Origin of the sequence: Streptomyces sp. NPDC085946, assembly GCF_044540485.1 — a bacterium.
In the GTDB taxonomy this organism is placed as follows: domain Bacteria; phylum Actinomycetota; class Actinomycetes; order Streptomycetales; family Streptomycetaceae; genus Streptomyces.
The window spans coordinates 290,611-309,885 of record NZ_JBITSF010000005.1 but is presented as its reverse complement, the minus strand read 5'-3'; the positions used below and the strand labels follow the sequence as shown (position 1 = coordinate 309,885).

Annotated in this window: 18 protein-coding genes and 1 pseudogene; 10 read left to right on the top strand and 9 right to left on the bottom strand. The window is 75.2% G+C overall.

Features of this window, described 5'->3' with window-relative positions:
• Positions 1–260: 260 nt before the first annotated feature.
• From ACIF8T_RS13670 to rsmI, 6 genes are all read right to left on the bottom strand, one after another.
• A complete protein-coding gene (locus ACIF8T_RS13670) occupies positions 261–1,166 on the bottom strand; it encodes a 4-(cytidine 5'-diphospho)-2-C-methyl-D-erythritol kinase (RefSeq protein WP_400034470.1) in 906 nt (301 codons plus the stop codon).
• Positions 1,167–2,033 (bottom strand): 16S rRNA (adenine(1518)-N(6)/adenine(1519)-N(6))-dimethyltransferase RsmA, encoded by an 867-nt coding sequence (rsmA, locus tag ACIF8T_RS13665; RefSeq protein ID WP_400034469.1) that lies wholly within the window; start codon positions 2,031–2,033, stop codon positions 1,167–1,169. It abuts the gene before it with no gap.
• Between the two features lie 108 nt (positions 2,034–2,141).
• Entirely contained in the window at positions 2,142–3,656 is a 1,515-nt protein-coding gene (locus ACIF8T_RS13660; protein WP_400034468.1) for a ubiquitin-like domain-containing protein, read from the bottom strand.
• Between the two features lie 133 nt (positions 3,657–3,789).
• The gene (locus tag ACIF8T_RS13655; RefSeq protein WP_400034466.1) at positions 3,790–4,671 is read right to left on the bottom strand and encodes a TatD family hydrolase; all 882 of its coding nucleotides are present in this window, start codon (positions 4,669–4,671) and stop codon (positions 3,790–3,792) included.
• Positions 4,672–4,680: 9 nt separating this feature from the next.
• Complete coding sequence (locus ACIF8T_RS13650; protein ID WP_400034464.1) at positions 4,681–5,154, bottom strand: hypothetical protein; 474 nt, start codon at positions 5,152–5,154, stop codon at positions 4,681–4,683.
• A 246-nt stretch (positions 5,155–5,400) separates the two neighbouring features.
• A complete protein-coding gene (rsmI, locus tag ACIF8T_RS13645) occupies positions 5,401–6,246 on the bottom strand; it encodes a 16S rRNA (cytidine(1402)-2'-O)-methyltransferase (RefSeq protein WP_400034462.1) in 846 nt (281 codons plus the stop codon).
• Between the two features lie 62 nt (positions 6,247–6,308).
• On the opposite strand from rsmI, the gene ACIF8T_RS13640 reads away from it, so the two are divergent.
• The 4 genes from ACIF8T_RS13640 (at position 6,309) to ACIF8T_RS13625 (ending at position 12,326) form a co-directional block, all read left to right on the top strand.
• Entirely contained in the window at positions 6,309–8,051 is a 1,743-nt protein-coding gene (locus tag ACIF8T_RS13640; RefSeq protein WP_400034460.1) for a dolichyl-phosphate-mannose--protein mannosyltransferase, read from the top strand.
• Between the two features lie 178 nt (positions 8,052–8,229).
• Positions 8,230–8,823: a hypothetical protein gene (locus ACIF8T_RS13635; RefSeq protein ID WP_400034458.1), complete on the top strand. Its 594-nt coding sequence runs from the start codon at positions 8,230–8,232 to the stop codon at positions 8,821–8,823.
• A 114-nt stretch (positions 8,824–8,937) separates the two neighbouring features.
• The gene (locus ACIF8T_RS13630) at positions 8,938–10,560 is read left to right on the top strand and encodes a penicillin-binding transpeptidase domain-containing protein (protein WP_400034456.1); all 1,623 of its coding nucleotides are present in this window, start codon (positions 8,938–8,940) and stop codon (positions 10,558–10,560) included.
• 95 nt (positions 10,561–10,655) lie between these two features.
• Positions 10,656–12,326, top strand: a complete 1,671-nt coding sequence (locus ACIF8T_RS13625; protein WP_400034454.1) for a penicillin-binding transpeptidase domain-containing protein — start codon at positions 10,656–10,658, stop codon at positions 12,324–12,326.
• Between the two features lie 45 nt (positions 12,327–12,371).
• Here ACIF8T_RS13625 and ACIF8T_RS13620 read toward each other — a convergent pair.
• Positions 12,372–12,728: pseudogene (locus ACIF8T_RS13620) on the bottom strand (SsgA family sporulation/cell division regulator); the annotation flags it as partial.
• Positions 12,729–12,908: 180 nt separating this feature from the next.
• Here ACIF8T_RS13620 and ACIF8T_RS13615 point away from each other — a divergent pair.
• The 6 genes from ACIF8T_RS13615 to ACIF8T_RS13590 all read left to right on the top strand — a co-directional run bounded on the left by ACIF8T_RS13615 (position 12,909) and on the right by ACIF8T_RS13590 (position 17,835).
• Positions 12,909–13,988 (top strand): energy-coupling factor ABC transporter permease, encoded by a 1,080-nt coding sequence (locus ACIF8T_RS13615; protein WP_400034452.1) that lies wholly within the window; start codon positions 12,909–12,911, stop codon positions 13,986–13,988.
• Position 13,989: 1 nt separating this feature from the next.
• Positions 13,990–14,751, top strand: a complete 762-nt coding sequence (cbiQ, locus tag ACIF8T_RS13610) for a cobalt ECF transporter T component CbiQ (RefSeq protein ID WP_400034450.1) — start codon at positions 13,990–13,992, stop codon at positions 14,749–14,751.
• Positions 14,739–15,518 carry an energy-coupling factor ABC transporter ATP-binding protein gene (locus ACIF8T_RS13605; RefSeq protein ID WP_400034448.1) on the top strand — a complete coding sequence of 260 codons (780 nt, stop codon included), beginning with the start codon at positions 14,739–14,741 and terminating at the stop codon, positions 15,516–15,518. Before cbiQ ends, ACIF8T_RS13605 begins: the two co-directional genes overlap by 13 nt.
• Before the next feature lie 14 nt (positions 15,519–15,532).
• Positions 15,533–16,006, top strand: coding sequence for a MarR family winged helix-turn-helix transcriptional regulator (locus ACIF8T_RS13600; protein ID WP_400034446.1), 474 nt, complete (start codon positions 15,533–15,535; stop codon positions 16,004–16,006).
• 126 nt (positions 16,007–16,132) lie between these two features.
• On the top strand, positions 16,133–16,579 hold the full coding sequence (locus tag ACIF8T_RS13595; RefSeq protein WP_400034444.1) for an organic hydroperoxide resistance protein: 447 nt from the start codon (positions 16,133–16,135) through the stop codon (positions 16,577–16,579).
• A gap of 86 nt (positions 16,580–16,665) precedes the next feature.
• Positions 16,666–17,835: a serine hydrolase domain-containing protein gene (locus ACIF8T_RS13590; RefSeq protein ID WP_400034724.1), complete on the top strand. Its 1,170-nt coding sequence runs from the start codon at positions 16,666–16,668 to the stop codon at positions 17,833–17,835.
• 199 nt (positions 17,836–18,034) lie between these two features.
• Here the strand turns inward: ACIF8T_RS13590 and ACIF8T_RS13585 are convergent, their stop codons facing one another.
• The gene (locus tag ACIF8T_RS13585) at positions 18,035–18,313 is read right to left on the bottom strand and encodes a DUF1876 domain-containing protein (RefSeq protein ID WP_400034442.1); all 279 of its coding nucleotides are present in this window, start codon (positions 18,311–18,313) and stop codon (positions 18,035–18,037) included.
• A gap of 80 nt (positions 18,314–18,393) precedes the next feature.
• The gene (locus ACIF8T_RS13580) at positions 18,394–19,239 is read right to left on the bottom strand and encodes an EamA family transporter (protein ID WP_400034440.1); all 846 of its coding nucleotides are present in this window, start codon (positions 19,237–19,239) and stop codon (positions 18,394–18,396) included.
• Positions 19,240–19,275: the final 36 nt, after the last annotated feature.

Here is a 19,275-nt window from a genome sequence, read left to right as displayed (position 1 = left end):
GGTAGTCGGGCGGCGGGGGCGGCCGGCCCGGGTCGCCGGCCCCCGGTCCCCGCGCACCGCTGCCGGTCCGGCACCGGCCGGCCGCGCGCGGCAGCCGGCCGGGGCGGTCCGGCAGGTCCCGGGGGTACGCCCGGGTCTCCTCGCCGGCGTCCCCGCGCCGCACGGCCGCGACCGGGGCTTCCCCGCCCGTCCTCCCCCTCCCGGCGCGACCGCCCGGCTGGCGGCCACCGGTTGGCGGCGACCGGCGACCGGTCAGCCTCTCAGCGGTCCAGCACCGTCGCGCCCGGCACCGGACCCGATGCCGTGCGGACCGTCCGGCAGGTGCCCGACGCCCGCAGCGCCCCGGCGACCGCGGCCGCCGCCGCGGCGTCCCGGGCCAGGAACGCCGTGGTCGGGCCGGAGCCGGAGACCAGCGCCGCGAGGGCGCCCGCGGCGCGGCCCGCCGCGAGGGTGGCGGCGAGCTCGGGGAAGAGGGAGAGGGCCGCGGGCTGGAGGTCGTTGGAGACGGCGGCGGCGAGCGCGTCGGGGTCGCCCTTGGCGAGGGCGTCGATCAGCGGCCGCGACGCGACGGGCCCGGGGATGTCCGTGCCCTCGCCGAGCCGGTCGAACTCCCGGAACACGGCGGGCGTGGACAGCCCCCGGTCCGCCATCGCGAACACCCAGTGGAAGGTGCCGCCGGTCTCCAGGGCCGTGAGCCGCTCGCCGCGCCCGGTGCCGAGGGCGGCCCCGCCGACCAGGCTGAACGGCACGTCGCTGCCCAGCTCGGCGCAGATCTCCAGCAGTTCGTCGCGGGAGGCGCCCGTGCCCCAGAGCGCGTCGCAGGCCAGCAGCGCGCCCGCGCCGTCCGCGCTGCCGCCCGCCATGCCGCCGGCGACGGGGATGTCCTTGGCGATGTGGACGTGCACGTCGGGGCTGCGGCCGTACCGCCCGGCGAGCGCCTCGGCGGCGCGGGCCGCGAGGTTCGTGCGGTCGAGCGGGACCTGGCCGGCGTCCGGGCCCTCGCAGGTGACGCGGAGCCCGTCGGCCGGGGTCACGGTGACCTCGTCGTACAGGCCGACCGCGAGGAAGACGTTGGCCAGGTCGTGGAAGCCGTCGGGGCGGGCGGGGCCGACCGCGAGCTGGACGTTGACCTTGGCGGGGACGCGGACGGTGACGCTCGCGTTCACTTACGCGGACTCCTTGTGCTCGGCGATGCGCGCGAACTCCTCGACGGTGAGGTTCTCGCCGCGCGCCTGCGGGGAGACGCCGGCGGCGACCAGGGCGGCCTCCGCGGCCGCCGCGGACCCCGCCCACCCGGCGAGCGCCGCCCGCAGCGTCTTGCGGCGCTGGGCGAACGCCGCGTCGACCACGGCGAACACCTCGGCCTTGGAGGCGGTGGTGTCGACCGGCCGGGTGCGGCGGACCAGGGACACCAGTCCGCTGTCGACGTTGGGCGCCGGCCAGAAGACGGTGCGGCCGATGGCGCCGGCCCGCTTGACCTCGGCGTACCAGTTCGCCTTGACCGACGGGACGCCGTACACCTTGGAGCCCGGGCCCGCGGCGAGGCGGTCGGCCACCTCCGACTGCACCATGACGAGGGTGCGCTCGATGCCCGGGAAGGTGTCGAGCATGTGCAGCAGCACGGGCACGGCCACGTTGTAGGGCAGGTTCGCGACCAGCGCGGTCGGGGCGGGGCCCGGCAGCCCGGTGACGTGCAGGGCGTCGGAGTGGACCAGCGCGAACCGGTCGGCGCGGTCGGGCATGCGGGCCGCGATGGTGGCCGGGAGGGCCGCGGCGAGGACGTCGTCGATCTCCACGGCGGTGACGCGGTCGGCGACCTCCAGCAGCGCGAGGGTGAGCGAGCCGAGCCCCGGACCGACCTCGACGACCACGTCGTCGGGGCGGACGTCCGCGGTGCGGACGATGCGGCGGACCGTGTTGGCGTCGATCACGAAGTTCTGGCCGCGCTGCTTGGTGGGGCGGACGCCGAGGGCGGCCGCCAGTTCGCGGACGTCGGCGGGGCCCAGGAGGGCGTCGGGGGTGGGGCTGGTCACGGCACTAGGGTACGGGGCTCCCGCCGGCCCCCTCGCCGGGCCGCCCGGCGCCGCACCGCGCCCACCGGCCGCGACGCGCCCCGGCTGCCGCGCCGCTCCGGCCGCCGCTCACCCCTGCAACCGCGCCCCGCAGTGCGGCCAGGGACCGGTCCCCCGGCGCATGTAGAGCTTCTTGGCGCGGTAGGTCTGCTCGGCCGCCGGGGCGTCCTGGGGGCGCCCGCTGCCGCCGAGGCTCTGCCAGGTGCGGGTGTCGAACTGGTACAGGCCGCCGTACGTGCCCGACGGGTCCACCGCGTCGGGCCGGCCGCCCGACTCGCACACCGCCAGGTCCCGCCAGTCGAGGTGGTCGGCGCCCCGCACCGTCGTCGGCTGCGGTCGCGTGCCGACCCGGACCAGCCGGGGGCGCGGCTCGCGCACCAGCTCGGCGCGGACGCGGCGGGGCTTCTGCCGGACGCCGTTGACGGTGCGCACGGTGTAGGTGACGCGGCGCAGGCCGGGCCGGCCCGCCTGGTCGACGACCTCCGTGCCGCGGAACAGGGCGGGGTCCTCGGTGCGGCGCACCTGGAAGGGGACCGGTTCGTCGTGGACCTCCCTCGTGCCGGTGATCCGCAGCACCGTGACGGTCTGCCCGTCGCGCGGGAAGCTCGCGGGCGGCACGGACGTGGTGTCCTGGCCGCGCAGCGTGATCCCGGCCGCCTCGACGACCTCCCGCACGGTCGCCGCGTTGGTGCGGACGGTGCGCGCCCGGCCGTCCGCCATGACCGTCACCGCGCGCTCGGTCCGCACGTCCAGCGCGAGGCCCTCCCGGCCGATCCGCCGGGAGCGCGAGGCGGACAGGTACGCGCCCTCCACCCGCACCCCGAGTTGCCGCAGCGCCCCCTCCACGGTGCGCGCGGTCGTCCACACCTCGCGGCGCCGGCCGTCGAGGGTGAGCAGCACGGGGCGCCCGTAGTGCACGGCGACCTCGTCGCCGCTGGTCAGCGCGGCGCCGGGGCCGGGTGCCACCACGTCGTGCGCCCCCACCTCGACGCCCTCCTCGGCCAGCAGCTCGGTGACGTCGTCGGCGAAGGTGTGCAGCGTGCGCGGCCGGCCGTCGACGTTCAGCTCGATCGCCTTGTCCTCGGCGACGAAGGCGGTGGTGCCGCCCGCCAGGAACGCCACGACCAGCGCCTGCGGCAGCAGGCGGCGCATGGAGCCGTCCGCGCGCTCGGCGGACCGGGCCCTGCGCCGGCGGGCGGACCGCCGTCCCGGGGCGGTCCGCGCGGCGGGCACGGCGGGCGCGGCCGCCTCGGTGTCCTTCACGCCCGGCGCGTCCGGCCCGCCCCGGCGGGGCGGCGTCGCGGGAGCCGGGGTGCCCGGTGCCGTGCCGGCGCGGGTCTGCTCGTAGGCGGGCCGGTAGGTGTCGGCGTACCCGTGCCCCTCGCCGCAGAGGGGGTCCGTGCCGTACGGCTCCCGCGCGGTCTCGTGGGCCTCCCGGTACGGGGCGCCGCCGTACCCGTCACCGCGGCGGTGCCGGCCGGTGGGCGCGCCGTACGCCACTGTCGGGGCGGTGTGCACGTCGAAGCCGCCGTGGGGCGGCCGGGGCTCGTGGGTCTCGAACGTCCCGTACTGCGAGTTGCTCACGCCGACACGCTCCAGGGGGCGGAGGGGGTCCAGAGGGGCCCGGATCGGGCCCCCAGAACCTAGCGGAGCGACTGTCACTCTCCAAAGCGACGCGACTGCGCAGCGTAGCGGCGCCGGGGGTCGGCGGCGGAGGTCAGTAGCCGAAGGCGCGGGCCGTGTTGGCGGCGAGGGCCGTGGCCATCGCGTCCTCGTCGACGCCGCGCACGGCGGCCATCGCGCGCACCGTGACCGGAACGAGATAGGGGGCGTTGGGCCGTCCGCGGTACGGCGCCGGCGTCAGGAACGGCGCGTCCGTCTCCACCAGGACCAGCTCCCGCGGGGCGACGGCGAGGGCGTCGCGCAGGTGCTGGGCGTTCTTGAAGGTGACGTTGCCGGCGAAGGACATGAAGTAGCCGGCGCGGGCGCAGACCTCCGCCATCCGGGCGTCCCCCGAGTAGCAGTGGAACACCGTCCGCTCGGGCGCGCCCTCCTCCTTGAGGATGCGCAGGACGTCCGCGTGGGCGTCGCGGTCGTGGATGACCAGGGTCTTGCCGTGCCGCTTGGCGATCTCGATGTGGGCGCGGAAGGACCGCTCCTGGGCGGCCTTGCCCTCCGGGCCGGTGCGGAAGTAGTCCAGGCCCGTCTCGCCGACGCCCTTCACCTGGGGCAGCGCGGCCAGCCGGTCGATCTCGGCGAGGGCCTCGTCCAGCGCCGCGTCCCCGCCGGGCTCGCGGGCGCCCTGCCGCGACCAGCCGTCGGGGTCGCCGTGGACGATGCGCGGCGCCTCGTTCGGGTGCAGCGCGACCGTCGCGTGGACGCTGTCGTACGCCGCCGCCGTCTCGGCCGCCCACCGGGAACCGGCCAGGTCGCAGCCGACCTGCACGACCGTGGTGACCCCCACCGACGCGGCCTTGGCGAGCCCCTCCCGCACCGTGCCGGACTGCATGTCGAGGTGGGTGTGCGCGTCGGCGACCGGCACCCGGAGGGGGTCCGGCAGCGGCGGCGGGGCGTTCTTGTCGGGGGCGTTCGCAGGCATGCCCCGATCCTACGGAAGGGGCACGCCCGTCCCGCCGGCCGCTCGGCCGGCCTTGCGGTGGAAGGGGTGCAGCAGGCCGGACAGGTGCCAGGGGCGGTGCTCCCCGGGCGCCCCGGGTTCCCCGCCCCGCCCGGGCGCCTCCGTCCCGGCGGCCGGCCGCGGCGGCTCGACGGGCCCGGCGGGCGCCGCCCGGTGCCGCGCGGGCCGGGCCGCGTCCCGGGCGGACGACACCTGGCCCGGCCGCATGATCCGCACCACCCGGCCGTCGCAGTGCCGGCACCTCGGCCGGTTCAGCGGCGAGGGCACGATCCGGCCGTCGGCGACGTACCGCACGAAGGTGTGGCCGTGCGCGTCCGTGTGGTGCTCGATCTCGTACGACTGCTCCCAGCCGTGCCCGCAGCGCATGCAGGCGAAGGAGTACGACTCGTCGACCACGGCGGTCGCCCCGTCGCGAAGGCCGGTCGGTGCTGCGATCTCGCTCATGCCAGCTCCTGTGGTCCGGGGACCCGGCGTCCCACCGACCAGTGGACGCCCGAAGCCAGGCAAAAGCACGCGAAAGAAAGGGAGTTGGGAGTGATTTGGCGTCCGTTGCCGTCTCTTGCCGCAACGCCGCAGCCCGCTTTGCCCCTCCGTGGGGCAACGCCGGGAAAGGGCGCGGGGAGCCGCGCGCCCGGCCGCGGACGGCCACGCCGCCCGAGCCGGCGCGCCCCGGCGCCGAACCCCCCGGCGTCAGACCCCCTTCTTCGCGGCCACCACCGCGTCGAACACCTCGCGCTTGGGCAGCCCCGCCTCGACCGCCACCGCCGCGATCGCCTCCTTGCGCCGCTCCCCGGCCTCCTCGCGCACCCGGACCCGGCGCACCAGCTCGGCCGCGTCGACCTCCTCGGGCCCCTTCTCCGGGGCCCCCTCGACGACGACGGTGATCTCCCCGCGCACCCCCTCGGCCGCCCACGCGGCCAGCTCGTCCAGCGTCCCGCGCCGGACCTCCTCGTAGGTCTTGGTCAGCTCCCGGCACACGGCGGCCCGCCGGTCGGCGCCGAACACCGCGGCCATCGCGGCGAGGGTGTCGTCGAGGCGGTGCGGGGCCTCGAAGTAGACGAGGGTGCGCCGCTCCCCGGCCACCTCCCGCAGCCGCCCCAGCCGCTCCCCCGCCTTGCGCGGCAGGAACCCCTCGAAGCAGAACCGGTCCACGGGCAGCCCGGACAGCGCGAGCGCGGTGAGCACGGCGGACGGTCCGGGCACGGCGGTGACCCGCACGCCCTGCTCGACGGCCGCGGCGACCAGCCGGTAGCCGGGGTCGGACACCGACGGCATGCCGGCGTCGGTGACGAGCAGCACCCGGGCCCCGCCCACCAGTTCCTCGACCAGCTCCGGCGTGCGGGCGGTCTCGTTGCCCTCGAAGTACGACACCACGCGGCCCTTGGGGGTGACGCCCAGCGCCTGCGTGAGCCGCCGCAGCCGCCGGGTGTCCTCGGCGGCGACGACGTCCGCGCCGGCCAGCTCCTCGGCGAGCCGGGGCGGGGCGTCCGCGATGTCGCCGATGGGGGTGCCTGCCAAAACAAGGGTTCCTGTCACGTTTCCATCCTCGCAGGGGCGGTCCACGGGACTCCCACAGACGTGTTCCCTACGATGGCGCGGTGACCAGTACCGCGTCCTCAACGGACACCCGGCAGGACCAGGCACCGCACGAGCAGCGGCCCACCTGGCAGCAGCGGCTGCGCCGTTTCGGCTGCACGGCGGGTCCGACCAGCGATGTCCGTGACCGCCTGGTGCCGCCCTACGCCGCGCCCGGTCCGCGCCTGTGGGCGGCGCTCGGCATCCCGCACGCGCCGGCGGAACGCATCGCGCGCTGGTCGGCCTGGGCCGGTCCGCTGCTGATCACGCTGCTGGCCGGGGTGCTGCGGTTCTGGCACCTGGACCGCCCGAAGGGCGTGATATTCGACGAGACGTACTACGCCAAGGACGCCTGGGCGCTCGTCCACCGCGGCTTCGAGGTCAACTGGGACAAGAACGCCAACAACCTGATCCTGTCGGCGGACGGCGCCGTCCCCATCCCCACGGACGCGGCGTACGTCGTCCACCCGCCGGTCGGCAAGTACGTCATCGGGCTGGGCGAGCTGATGTTCGGCTTCACCCCGTTCGGCTGGCGCTTCATGACGGCGCTGCTCGGCACGCTCTCCGTGCTGATGCTGTGCCGCATCGGCCGCCGCCTGTTCCGCTCCACGTTCCTCGGCTGCCTGGCGGGCGCGCTGATGGCGGTGGACGGCCTGCACTTCGTGATGAGCCGCACCGCGCTGCTCGACGGCGTGCTGATGTTCTTCATCCTCGCCGCCTTCGGCTGCCTGCTCGTCGACCGGGACAGGGCGCGGGCCAGGCTCGCCGCCGCGCTCCCGGTGGACGACGACGGCCGGGCCCGGCCCGACGCCCACGTCGCCGAGACGACCCGGCTGGGCCTGCGCCCGTGGCGGTGGGCGGCGGGCCTGATGCTGGGCCTGGCCATCGGCACCAAGTGGAACGGCCTGTACGTGCTGGCCGCGTTCGGCATCATGACCGTGCTGTGGGACGTGGGCTCCCGCCGCGTCGCCGGCGCCCGCCGGCCCCGCCTGGCCGTCCTCAGGCACGACCTGGGCTGGGCGTTCCTGGCGACGGTTCCGGTGGCCGTCTTCACGTACGTCGCCTCCTGGATCGGCTGGATCCTCTCCCCGAGCGACGGCTCCGGCGGCTACTACCGCAACTGGGCCGCGACCGACGGCAAGGACAGCAGCTGGTCCTGGCTCTTCCCGGACTGGTGGCGCAGCCTGTGGCACTACGAGGCGCAGGTCCTGGACTTCCACACCCACCTGACCTCGCCGCACACCTACCAGTCGAACCCGTGGAGCTGGATCGTCGCCGGCCGCCCGGTGTCGTACTTCTACGAGGACCCCGCCCCCGGCACGGACGGCTGCCCCGTGGACGCGGGCGGCAAGTGCGCCCGCGAGGTGCTGGCGCTCGGCACCCCGCTGCTGTGGTGGGTGGCCTGCTTCGCGCTCCTGTACGTCCTGTGGCGCTGGTTCTTCCGCCGCGACTGGCGGGCGGGCGCCATCGCCTGCGGCGTCGTGGTCGGCTACCTGCCCTGGTTCTTCTTCCAGGAGCGCACGATCTTCTACTTCTACGCCGTGGTCTTCCTGCCGTTCCTGTGCCTGGCGGTGGCCATGCTGCTCGGCGCGGTCGTCGGCCCGCCGCGGGCCACCGACACCCGCCGCGTCGCGGGCGCCACCGGCGCGGGCGTCCTGGTCCTCCTGATCGCCTGGAACTTCATCTACTTCTGGCCGATCTACACCGGCCAGGCGATCCCCATCGACGACTGGCGGGCGCGGATGTGGCTGGACACGTGGGTGTAGCCGGGCCGCGCCGTGCGGCGGCGGCCCGGCCCGCCGGCTGATCCGATGCGCTGACGTCCGGTGATCCGATGTGCTGACGTCCGGCGTGTCCCGGCCGGGCGCACCCCGCCGCCGCGGCGCGCGGGAGTCAAGCTCGCTCTCGACTCCGGAACCCCCGTACTCGAAAGGGAGCGCGCACATGAGGGCTGGGCTGGGAAGCAGGGCAGGGGCGGCCGTCTCGCTGGCGGTGGCCGTGGCGGCGGCCGGGGCGGTGGTCACGCCCGCGGCGGCGACGGGCGGGAGCGCGCGGCCGGTCGCGTCGCACGGCGCGGCGGACCCCTGCAAGCCCGGCCGGCCGGGCCCCGACGACCCGTGCGACGGCGGCGGGCCCACGCCTCCGCCCGGGGCCGCGTGCGGGCCCGCCGTCGACTCGACGCAGCCCAACGGCAACGAGGAGTACCTCGGCGCGCTGTACCAGGGCGTCCCGTTCGCGGGCAGGCGGGACGTCGCTCCCGACCCGGAGAACACGGTCGTCACGTCCGGCCCCGCCGACGCCGTCGGCTGGGACGACCTCAGCGACGTCGCGGGCTTCCCCGGGGACTCCCCGGTCTGCGACATCTCGGTCGCCGCGAACGGCAGCGACGTCTTCTACAAGATCATCACGCTGGACGGCGACGTCTACACCCTGCACTGCGACGGCAGCGGTCAGGCCCTCGTCTGTCCCGCGCCGGCCCAGGGGCAGATCCCCCCGTCGCAGTGGCGGGAAGTGACGGATCTGCCGAACTCGCCGTGAGCGCGGTGTCCCGCACTGGCTGATTCTCGGTCAAGAACAAACAGAAACTCCCCTCACAGACCGCTCTCACGCCCCATACAGTGCGAGGACGGAAACGGGGAGGGGACAGCCGGGATGGGCAGGGGGGTCAAGGCCGCCGTGATCGGCGGCGTGTTCGCGGTGATGGTGGGCGGCGCCGGGTACGGCGGCTACAACATCGTGACCGCGCTGAGCGGCGGGGGCTCGGGGACGGCCGCGGAGACGAGGTCCGGGCCGCCGAGCGGGGACGAGGTCGGGGAGACGACCGAGGCGTTCTTCGCGGCCTGGGAGAAGGGGCAGGCCGCGAGGGCCGCGTCGTACACGAACAACCAGCAGGCGGCCGAGCCGCTGCTGACCGCGTTCGGCGCGGACGCGCACCTCACCGACGTGCGCATCACGCCCGGCACCGCGAGCGGCGCCACCGTGCCGTACACGGTGAAGGCGACGGTGGCCTACGAAGGGAAGTCGAAGCCGATCCGCTACCGGAGCGAGCTGACCGTGGTGCGCGGGGTCACCACCGGGCGGGCGCTGGTCGACTGGCAGCCGTCCGTCGTCCACCCGGAGCTGACCAAGGGCGACACGCTGGTGACGGAGGAGTCGGCGAGCCCGCCGATCGAGGCCGTGGACCGCGACGGGGCCGTGCTGACCGAGGAGAAGTACCCGTCCCTGGGGCCGGTCCTGGACACCCTGCGCGCCAAGTACGGCGCCAAGGCGGGCGGCACCCCCGGCATCGAGCTGGTGATCCGGCACGCCGACGGGACCGCCGACACCCCGCTGCTGACCCTCGCCGAGGGCAGGCCGGGCAAGCTCCCCACCACCCTGGACGCCGGCGTGCAGGCGGCGGCCGAGCGGGCCGTCCGGCGGTACGCCCAGTCCTCGCTGGTCGCCCTGAAGCCGAGCACCGGCGAGGTGCTGGCGGTGGCCAACCACCGCGAGGACGCCTTCAACGCGGCCTTCGAGGGCCGGGTCGCCCCCGGCTCCACCATGAAGATCATCACCGCGGCGATGCTCATCGACCACGGCGTGACCTCGATGAACGGCCCGGCGCCCTGCCCGGACACCGCCGTCTGGCAGAGCCAGACCTTCAAGAACCTCACCGGCATGGAGCCCGACGGGAACGCCACGCTGGCCGACAGCTTCCTGCGGTCCTGCAACACGGCGTTCGTCAAGCTCATCGACGAGGAACCGCTCACCGACGCCTCGCTGACCGCGGAGGCGCAGGAGCGGTTCGGACTGGGCCGCGACGACTGGAAGACCGGCATCACCTCCTTCGACGGCAGCGTCCCCGCCGTGAGCGGCCCGGACCGCGCGGCGGGCGCCATCGGACAGGGCCAGGTCCAGATGAACCCGCTGAACATGGCGTCGGTGACGGCCACCGCGATCACCGGGACGTTCCGCCAGCCGTACCTGGTCCCGCCCGAGCTCGACGGCCGCGCGCTGGCCACCGCCGAGGGCCTGCCCGCGGGCACCGCGGCCCAGCTGAAGCAGATGATGCGGCTCACCGCCACGCAGGGCACCGCCGCCCGGGCCATGTCCGGGCTCGGCGGCGACATCGGCGCGAAGACCGGCTCGGCGGAGGTCGAGGGGAACGCCGCCTCCGACAGCTGGTTCACCGGCTTCCGGGGCGATCTCGCGGCGGCGGCCATGGCCCAGCAGGGCGGGCACGGCGGCGACGCGGCCGGTCCGATTGTCGCAGCAGTGCTACGAGCGGGTGGCTGAGCTCGCCCGCACAGGACGGGACTCTAGGGTGGTGGCCGTCGTCGGCACACGTGAGGGCGACGGGACCCTGGGGATTTCCGGAGGAACGAACAGCAGTGGGCAACAGAAGGCGCGCCGCCGGGCGACGGAAGACGAGTCCCGCCGTGATCGGCTCGGTGATCGCCGTGATCGTCGGCGGTGCCGGGGTCGCGGGGTACGCGCTGTCCGGCGGCGGGTCCGCCGCCGAGAACGGGACGCCGTCGGCCGGCAGGACGAAGGTCAGGACCGGCCCGCTGACCGCGGCCGAGGTCACCGCCGCCGCCGACCGCTTCCTCACGGCCTGGCAGCGGGGCCGGGTGGCCGAGGCCGCGGCCGCCACCGACGACCCCGAGGCCGCCACCGCCCTGCTGACCGGCTACACCAAGGACGCCCGCGTCAAGGACGTCACCCTCACCGCGGGCGCCCGCAGCGGCGCGAAGGTCCCGTTCGCGGTGAAGGGCACGGTGGCCCACAAGGACACCGTCAAGCCGCTCGCCTACGACAGCGCGCTGACCGTCGTCCGCCGCGCCGGGGACGGCGAGCCGCGGGTCGCCTGGCGGCCCTCCGTCGTCCACCCGGACCTGAAGGACGGCGACCGGCTGGTCACCGGCGAGGCGGGCACGCCCCCGGTCAGGGCGCTCGACCGGGACGGCGGCGAGCTGACCACCGCGCGGTACCCCTCGCTCGGCCCGGTGCTGGACGGGCTGCGCGAGAAGTACGGCAAGGAGGCCGGCGGCACCGCCGGGGTCGAGCTGCGCGTGGTGCGCGGGAAGTCCTCCCTGGCCGCCGAGCTGTCCGACAAGACCCTGCTGGAGCTCGGCGAGGGCACGCCCGGCACGGTGCGGACCACGCTGGACCCGCGGCTCCAGGCCGCCGCCGAGCGGCAGGTGGCGAAGAAGGCCCGGGCGTCGGTGGTGGCGCTGCGCCCGTCGACCGGCGAGATCCTCGCGGTGGCGAACTCCTCGCGCGGCTTCAACACCGCCTTCCAGGGCTCGCTCGCGCCCGGCTCCACGATGAAGGTGATCACCTCGTCGCTGCTGATCGAGAAGGGCCTGGCGTCGGCCGACAAGAAGCACCCGTGCCCGAAGTACTTCTCGTACGGCGGCTGGAAGTTCCAGAACGACGACAAGTTCGAGATCAAGGGCGGCACGTTCAAGGCGAGCTTCGCCCGCTCCTGCAACACCGCCTTCATCAGCCAGGCCCCGAAGCTGAAGAACGACGACCTGACCAAGCAGGCGCAGCAGGTCTTCGGCCTGGGACTGGACAACTGGTCCGTGGGGGTGCCGACCCTCGACGGCTCGGTGCCGGTGCAGTCGGCCGCCCCGATGGCGGCGTCGCTGATCGGGCAGGGCGGGGTCCGCATGAACCCGCTGAACATGGCGTCGGTGTCGGCGACCGTCAAGTCCGGCGTCTTCCGCCAGCCGTACCTGGTCTCCCCGGAGGTGGACGGGCGCAGGCTCGCGACGGCCTCGCGCACGCTGTCCGCGGGCACGCTGGCGCAGCTGCGCGAGCTGATGGCGTACACGGCGGCGTACGGCACGGCGGCCGAGGCGATGGCCGGGGTGTCCGGTGACGCCGGCGCGAAGACCGGGTCCGCCGAGGTCGACGGGCAGAAGAAGCCGAACGGCTGGTTCACCGCCTACCGGGGCGACCTGGCGGCCGCGGGCGTGGTCCAGGCGGGCGGCCACGGCGGCGAGACGGCCGGGCCGATCGTGGCGGCGCTACTGAAGGTGAAGGCGGGCGGCTGACCGGGCGGCGCCGGACGCCTGGCCCACCGGTTCGGCGGTGCGCCGGACCGGCTCGGCGGCGGCCAGGTAGGTGCGCCGCAGGAACCTGAGCAGCGTCTTCGTCTCGAACTGCACCACCGACACGCCCTGCGCGGAGTGGAACTCCACCACGGTCTGCACGCGGCCGCACGGCCACACCCGCACCTCGCCGCTGCCCGCGGGGGTGCGCAGGCCCTGTTCGAGGAGCGACCGGGGGAAGCGCCACTCGCGCGCGCCGGCGCCCGGCAGCGCCATCCGCACCGACCGGGGGTCCCCGTCGGGGTCGTACCGCAGGACCACGGGCACGGAGCTGTGCTCGTCGTCCAGGAGGACGTCCGCGTCCGTGACGATGTGGGCTCGTGCGTACTGCTCGACTACGGACATCGGCCGACTCCTCACGGTGCGCCACCAGTCGGAAATACTGCGCGTCCACCCCCTCTCCAATGTCGCATACTTCACAGAACGCGCTTCCCGGACAGGTCCGTCCTGCGGACGGGAGGCCGGCCGCGGCGTAGACGCCCTCGCTCTTGCAAACCGTTCGCATCAAGCCTCTATCATCGAACGGTGCACGTACCTGACGGATTCATCAACGCCCCCACCTCGGTCGCCGCCGGCGTCGTCGCCGCGGGCGCCGTCGCCGTGAGCCTGCGCGGCGCGCGCCGCGAGCAGGGGGGCGCCTCCGGTCCGGACGCGGTCGGCGGGGAGCGGACGGCGCCGCTGGCCGGACTCGTGGCGGCGTTCATCTTCGCGGTGCAGATGCTGAACTTCCCGGTGGCGGCGGGGACCAGCGGCCACCTGCTCGGCGGCGCCCTGGCCGCCATCCTCGTCGGCCCCTGGACGGGGATCCTGTGCGTCTCCGTGGTGCTGCTCATGCAGGGCATCCTGTTCGCGGACGGCGGGCTGACCGCGCTCGGCGTGAACATCACCGACATGGCGATCGTCACCACGGTCGTGGCGTACGCCCTCTTCCGCGGGCTGGTGAAGGTGCTGCCCCGCACCCGCCGCTCGGTCACGGTGGCCTCCTTCGTCGCCGCCCTGGTCTCCGTCCCGGCCTCCGCGCTGGCCTTCACGCTGATCTACTGGATCGGCGGCACGACCGACGTCTCGATCGGCAGGGTCGCCACTGCCATGGTCGGCGTGCACGTCCTCATCGGCATCGGCGAGGCCGTGATCACCGCGCTGACCGTCGGCGCCGTCGTCGCCGTGCGCCCGGACCTGGTGTACGGGGCGCGCGGCCTGCGGCAGAAGCTGCGGCTGCGGGTGGGCGGCGAGCTCGTCGACGTGCCCGACGCCGAGACCGCGCCGGTGGCCGCCCGGGCCTCGCGCCGCACGGTGTGGATCGCCGGCCTGGTCACCTCCCTCGTCCTCGCCGGGTTCGTCAGCTTCTACGCCTCCGCCGACCCCGACGGCCTGGAGAAGGTCGCCGCCGACCACGGCATCGACGAGAAGGCCGAGGACCACGCGGTCGCCGACTCGCCGCTGGCCGACTACGGCGTCCGGGACGTCGACGACGCCCGGCTGTCCGGCGGGCTGGCCGGGGTGATCGGCGTCGGCCTCACGGTCGTCGCGGGCAGCGCGGTGTTCTGGACCGTGCGCCGCCGCCGCAGCGACGACGCCTCGCCCACGGCCGTCGAGCGCGTCTGACATGGGGGCGGGGCACGCGCACCGGCTGTACCGGCACGGGCACTCACCCGTGCACGGCCTGCCGCCGCACACCAAGCTCGCGGCGACCGTCGCCTTCGTGGTCGTCGTGGTGTCGACGCCGCGGGAGGCGGTGTGGGCGTTCGGCCTGTACGCCGTGCTGCTCGCGGCCGTCGCGGCGGCGGCCCGCGTACCGGCCGGGTTCCTGCTCAAGCGGCTGCTGATCGAGGTGCCGTTCGTCGCGTTCGCGGTGCTCATGCCGTTCGTGGCGGAGGGCGAGCAGGTCGAGGTGCTCGGCCTGTCCCTGAGCGTGAACGGCCTGTGGGGCGCCTGGAACGTCCTGGCCAAGGGCACGCTCGGCGTCGCCGCCTCCGTGCTGCTGGCCGCCACCACCGAACTGCGCGAGATCCTCCTCGGCCTCCAGCGGCTCAGGCTCCCGCCGCTGCTGGTGCAGATCGCGTCCTTCATGATCCGCTACGGCGACGTGATCACGGACGAGATGCGGCGCATGCGCGTCGCCCGGGAGTCGCGCGGCTTCGAGGCGAGCGGCGTACGCCACTGGGGCGTCCTCGCCAAGTCGGCGGGCGCGCTGTTCATCCGGTCCTACGAGCGCGGCGAGCGGGTCCACCTGGCCATGGTCAGCCGCGGGTACACCGGTTCGATGCCGGTCATCGACGAGGTGACCGCGTCCCGGGCGCAGTGGTCGTACGCCCTGGCCCTCCCCTTCGCCGCGCTCGTGGTCTGTCTGCTGGGATGGATGCTGTGACAGCTTCTCTGGAGGTCTCCGGCCTCGCCTTCGCCTATCCCGACGGACACCAGGCCCTGTTCGGCGTCGACTTCGCCGTCCGGCGCGGCGAGCGGGTCGCGCTGCTCGGCCCGAACGGCGCCGGGAAGACCACGCTCGTCCTGCACCTCAACGGCATCCTCACCGGCGGCACCGGCACGGTGAAGGTCGCCGGGCTGCCGGTCGGCCGGCAGCACATGGCCGAGATCCGGCGCCGGGTCGGCATCGTCTTCCAGGACCCGGACGACCAGCTGTTCATGCCGACCGTGCGGGAGGACGTGGCGTTCGGGCCGGCGGCGGCCGGGCTGAGGGGCGCCGAGCTGGAGGAGCGGGTCGACCGGGCGCTCGGCCTGGTCGGCATGGCCGCCTTCAAGGACCGGCCCCCGCACCACCTCTCCTTCGGCCAGCGGCGCCGGGTGGCGGTGGCGACCGTGCTGGCGATGGAACCGGAGATCCTGGTCCTGGACGAGCCGTCCTCCAACCTCGACCCGGCCTCCCGCCGCGAACTGGCCGACATCCTGCGCGCCCTGGACGTGACCGTGCTGATGGTCACGCACGACCTGCCCTACGCCCTGGAGCTGTGCCCGCGCTCGCTGATCCTCAGCGACGGCGTGATCGCGGCGGACGGCGCGACGGGCGACCTGCTCGCCGACGACGCGCTGATGCGGGCCCACCGCCTGGAGCTGCCGTACGGCTTCGACCCGCGTTCGGTGCCCACCGCGCCGGGACGCCGAGCCGGTCGGGCCTGAGTGACAATGGCCGCGTGACGAACCGCTGCGAGGACGACGGGACCGAGGGCGCGCCGCTGCTGGACGAGCAGCTCTGCTTCGCGCTGTACGCCGCCCACCGCGCGGTGACCGCGGCCTACCGTCCGCTCCTCGACGAGCTGGGCCTCACCTACCCGCAGTACCTCGTGCTGCTGGTCCTCTGGCAGCGCGGCGAGACCACGGTCAAGGAGCTGGCCGGGGCCCTGCGGCTGGACTACGGCACGGTCTCCCCGCTGCTGAAGCGGCTGGAGGGCGCCGGTCTGGTGCGCCGGGAGCGCGCGGCGCACGACGAGCGGTCGGTGCTCGTGGCGCCGACCGGGCGCGGGGAGGAGCTGCGCGAGCGCGCGGCGCGCCTGCCCGGGGCGCTGCTGGCGGCCACCGGCCTCGGGGAGCCGGAGGTCGCGCGGCTGCGCGAGGAGCTGTGGCGGCTGGCGGGCAGGGCGCAGGCCGCCGCGGACCGCGACCGCTGACCCGGGACGCGGGCCCGGCCCGGGGGTTACCCGCGGTTGCCTCCCCCTGGTGACGACCGCCTCCCTACCGGCCAGTACCTTGTGCACGATGTATCCGCGCGAGCGTGTTTCCGGGGGAGGGCGACCATGACCGACGGCACCGCTGTCGACACCCGTCCGACGAAGATCGTGTACGTCGCCGAGGCCACCGCGCACGGCGGTCGCGAAGGCTATGTGACCAGCCAGGACGGCATGCTGGACCTGAAGGTCGCGATGCCCGTGGCGCTGGGCGGCGACGGCGCCGGCACCAACCCGGAGCAGCTGTTCGCGGCCGGGTACAGCTCCTGCTTCCACAACGCGCTGATCATGGTCGGCAACCGCGCGGGCTTCGACCTGAGCGGCTCCACCGTCGCCGCGAAGGTCGGCATCGGCCCCAACCGGCAGCGCGGCTACGGCCTCGCGGTCGCCCTCAGCGTCTCCCTGCCGGTCCTGGACGCCGACCTCGCGGCGAAGCTGGTGGACGAGGCGCACGCGGTGTGCCCGTACTCCAACGCCACGCGCGGCAACATCGACGTAACGATCGTGCTGGGCTGAGGAGGCCGGGGAATCGCAGGCACGGGGCGGGCGTTGCCCCCACCGTCGCAGGAGATCGGGAGAGGACGGCGGACGTGACGGCGGACGTGGACGTGCACGGCACGGTGGCCGAGGGCTTCGAGCCGGTCAGGGAGGCGTTCGCGCGGAACTTCGCCGCGCTCGGCGAGCGGGGCGCCGCGGTCGCCGTCTACCGGCACGGGCACCGGGTCGTGGACCTGTGGGGCGGCACCCGCGACGTGGACGGGGACGCGCCCTGGGAGCGGGGCACCGCCCAGGTGGTGCGCTCGGCGACCAAGGGCGTCGCCGCCGCCGTCCTCCTGCTGCTGCACCAGCGCGGGGAACTGGACCTGGACGCGCCGGTCGGGCAGTACTGGCCGGAGTTCAAGGCGCACGGCAAGGACCGGGTGCTGGTGCGGCACGTGCTGAACCACCGGGCCGGGCTGCCGGTCCTGGACCGTCCGCTCACCCCCGCCGAGGCGCTCGACCCGCTGCGCGGCCCGGAGGCGGTCGCCGCGCAGGCGCCCGTGTGGGAGCCGGGCACCGACCACGGCTACCACGCGCTGACGTACGGCTGGATGCTCGACGAGCTGGTGCGGCGCGTGACGGGCCGCGGCACCGGCGCGTGGATCGCCGCGGAGATCGCCGGGCCGCTGGGCCTGGACCTGTGGCTGGGGCTCCCGGGCACGGCGGCCGGCCGGGTGGGCCGGGTCGGCCCCGTCGAGGGGCCCGAGCCCGCCGGCGGGCCGCGGCTGCGCCCCAAGCGCTCGGTGACCGCGGCCTACCAGGACCCGGACTCCCTCACCCGCCGCGCCTTCGCCGCGATCACCCCGTTCCCCGACCAGAACGACCCGGCGTACCTGGCGGCCGCGCTGCCCGCCACGAACGGCGTCGCCACGGCCGACGGGCTGGCCCGCTTCTACGCGGCGCTGGTCGGCGAGGTCGGCGGGGTGCGCCTGTTCGACCCGGCCACGGCCGGCCTCGCCCGCGCCGAGGAGTCGGCGGGCCCGGACCGCGTCCTGGTGGTCGGCACCCGCTTCGGCCTCGGCTACATGCTGCACGGCAGCGCCTCCCCCCTGCTGTCCCCCGGCTCCTTCGGCCACCCGGGGCGCGGCGGCGCCCTCGGCTTCGCCGACCCGGACTCGGGCGTCGCGTTCGGCTACGTGACGAACGGGTTCCGCAGGACGGTGACGGCCGACCCGAGGGCGCAGGCGCTGGTGCGGGCGGTGCGGACGGCGCTGGGAGAGACCGCCGCGTAGGTCCCCGCCCGCCTAGGGGCTGTCGTTCGGATCCCGCCGCGGACGCGGGGCCCGGCACGCGCATCCGCGGCGTTGTCGTCGGTTGCCGATGCTCCGCATCGCCGCCCTCCTCCGCCTTGCGGCTACACGCACCGGGCCCCGCTCACCGGCGCCGACGACCTACAGTCGATTCCCCGCGACCTGATCCGAACGACAGCCCCTAGATGTGGATGGGGTGCGAGGTCCGCCCCGACGCCTCGTCGATCTCCTCGTGTGCCTTGGTCAGCAGCCGCATGGCCAGTTCGTTGAGCGCACGGGCCCCGGCGATCTCCTCCCCGACCCGCGGCTGATTGGAGTCCGTGCGGTGCCGGGACGCGTGCCCGTGCGCCCGGACCTCGTTGCCGTCGGGCAGCCGGACCAGCGCGGCCGCCTCGGTGCGCTGGTCGTCCTCCCGGAACTCCAGCTCCACGTGCCATCCCACAGCGGTGTGCATTGTCATGACGTCACCTCCGGAACACCTACTTCCAGGGTGCTCCTCACCGCGTGCGGACGCACCCACGGGGACGGCACCGGACGCCCCTACCCGGCGTGCAGCATCAGCCCGATGCCGACGACCACCAGCCCGGCCGCGGCGATCCGCGGGGCGCCGAACCGCTCCTTGAAGAACACGGCCCCGATCGCCGCGCCCACGATGATCGACGACTCCCGCAGCGCGGCGACGGGCGCGAGCTCCGCCTTCGTCTGCGCCCACAGCACCAGGGCGTACGCGGTGACGGACAGCGCGGCGCCGACCAGCCCCAGACCGGCGTGGGGCCGCAGCAGGGCGAAGGTCCGCCCGCGCCGCCGCCACAGGACGTACGCCGGGATGACCGTGCCCTGCACCGCCATCAGCCAGGCGATGTAGCCGAGGGAGGAGCCGGAGGCGCGCACGCCCAGCCCGTCCACGAGCGTGTAGGCGGCGATGCTCAGCCCGGTCGCCAGGGCCGCGCCGATCGCCGCCCAGTCGGGCCGCCGCCCGCGCAGCCCCCACAGGGCGACGCCGCTCAGCCCCGCGCAGGACACCGCGATCCCGGCGGCGGCCCACCCGTCGGGCACCTCGTGCGCGAAGAGCGCGGCGAGGACGGCGACGACCAGCGGCGCGCTGCCGCGCGCGATCGGATAGGCCTGGCCGAAGTCGCCCAGCCGGAAGGACGTCATCAGCAGCGCGTAGTAGGCGATGTGGAGGGCGGCCGAGCCGAGGAGGTACGGCCACGCCCCGCCCGCCGGGAACGCCGTGAACGGCACCAGGGCCAGCCCGATGAGCAGGCCCCCGCCCGAGATCAGCGTGAAGCCGACGAGCTTGTCGGTGATCTTGTGGGCGATGGCGTTCCAGGCGGCGTGGGTGACGGCGGCCAGCAGGACGGCGGCGGTGACGAGCGGCGTCACGCGAGGCGCTCGCGCACGTCCGGGGCGGTGGGCGTC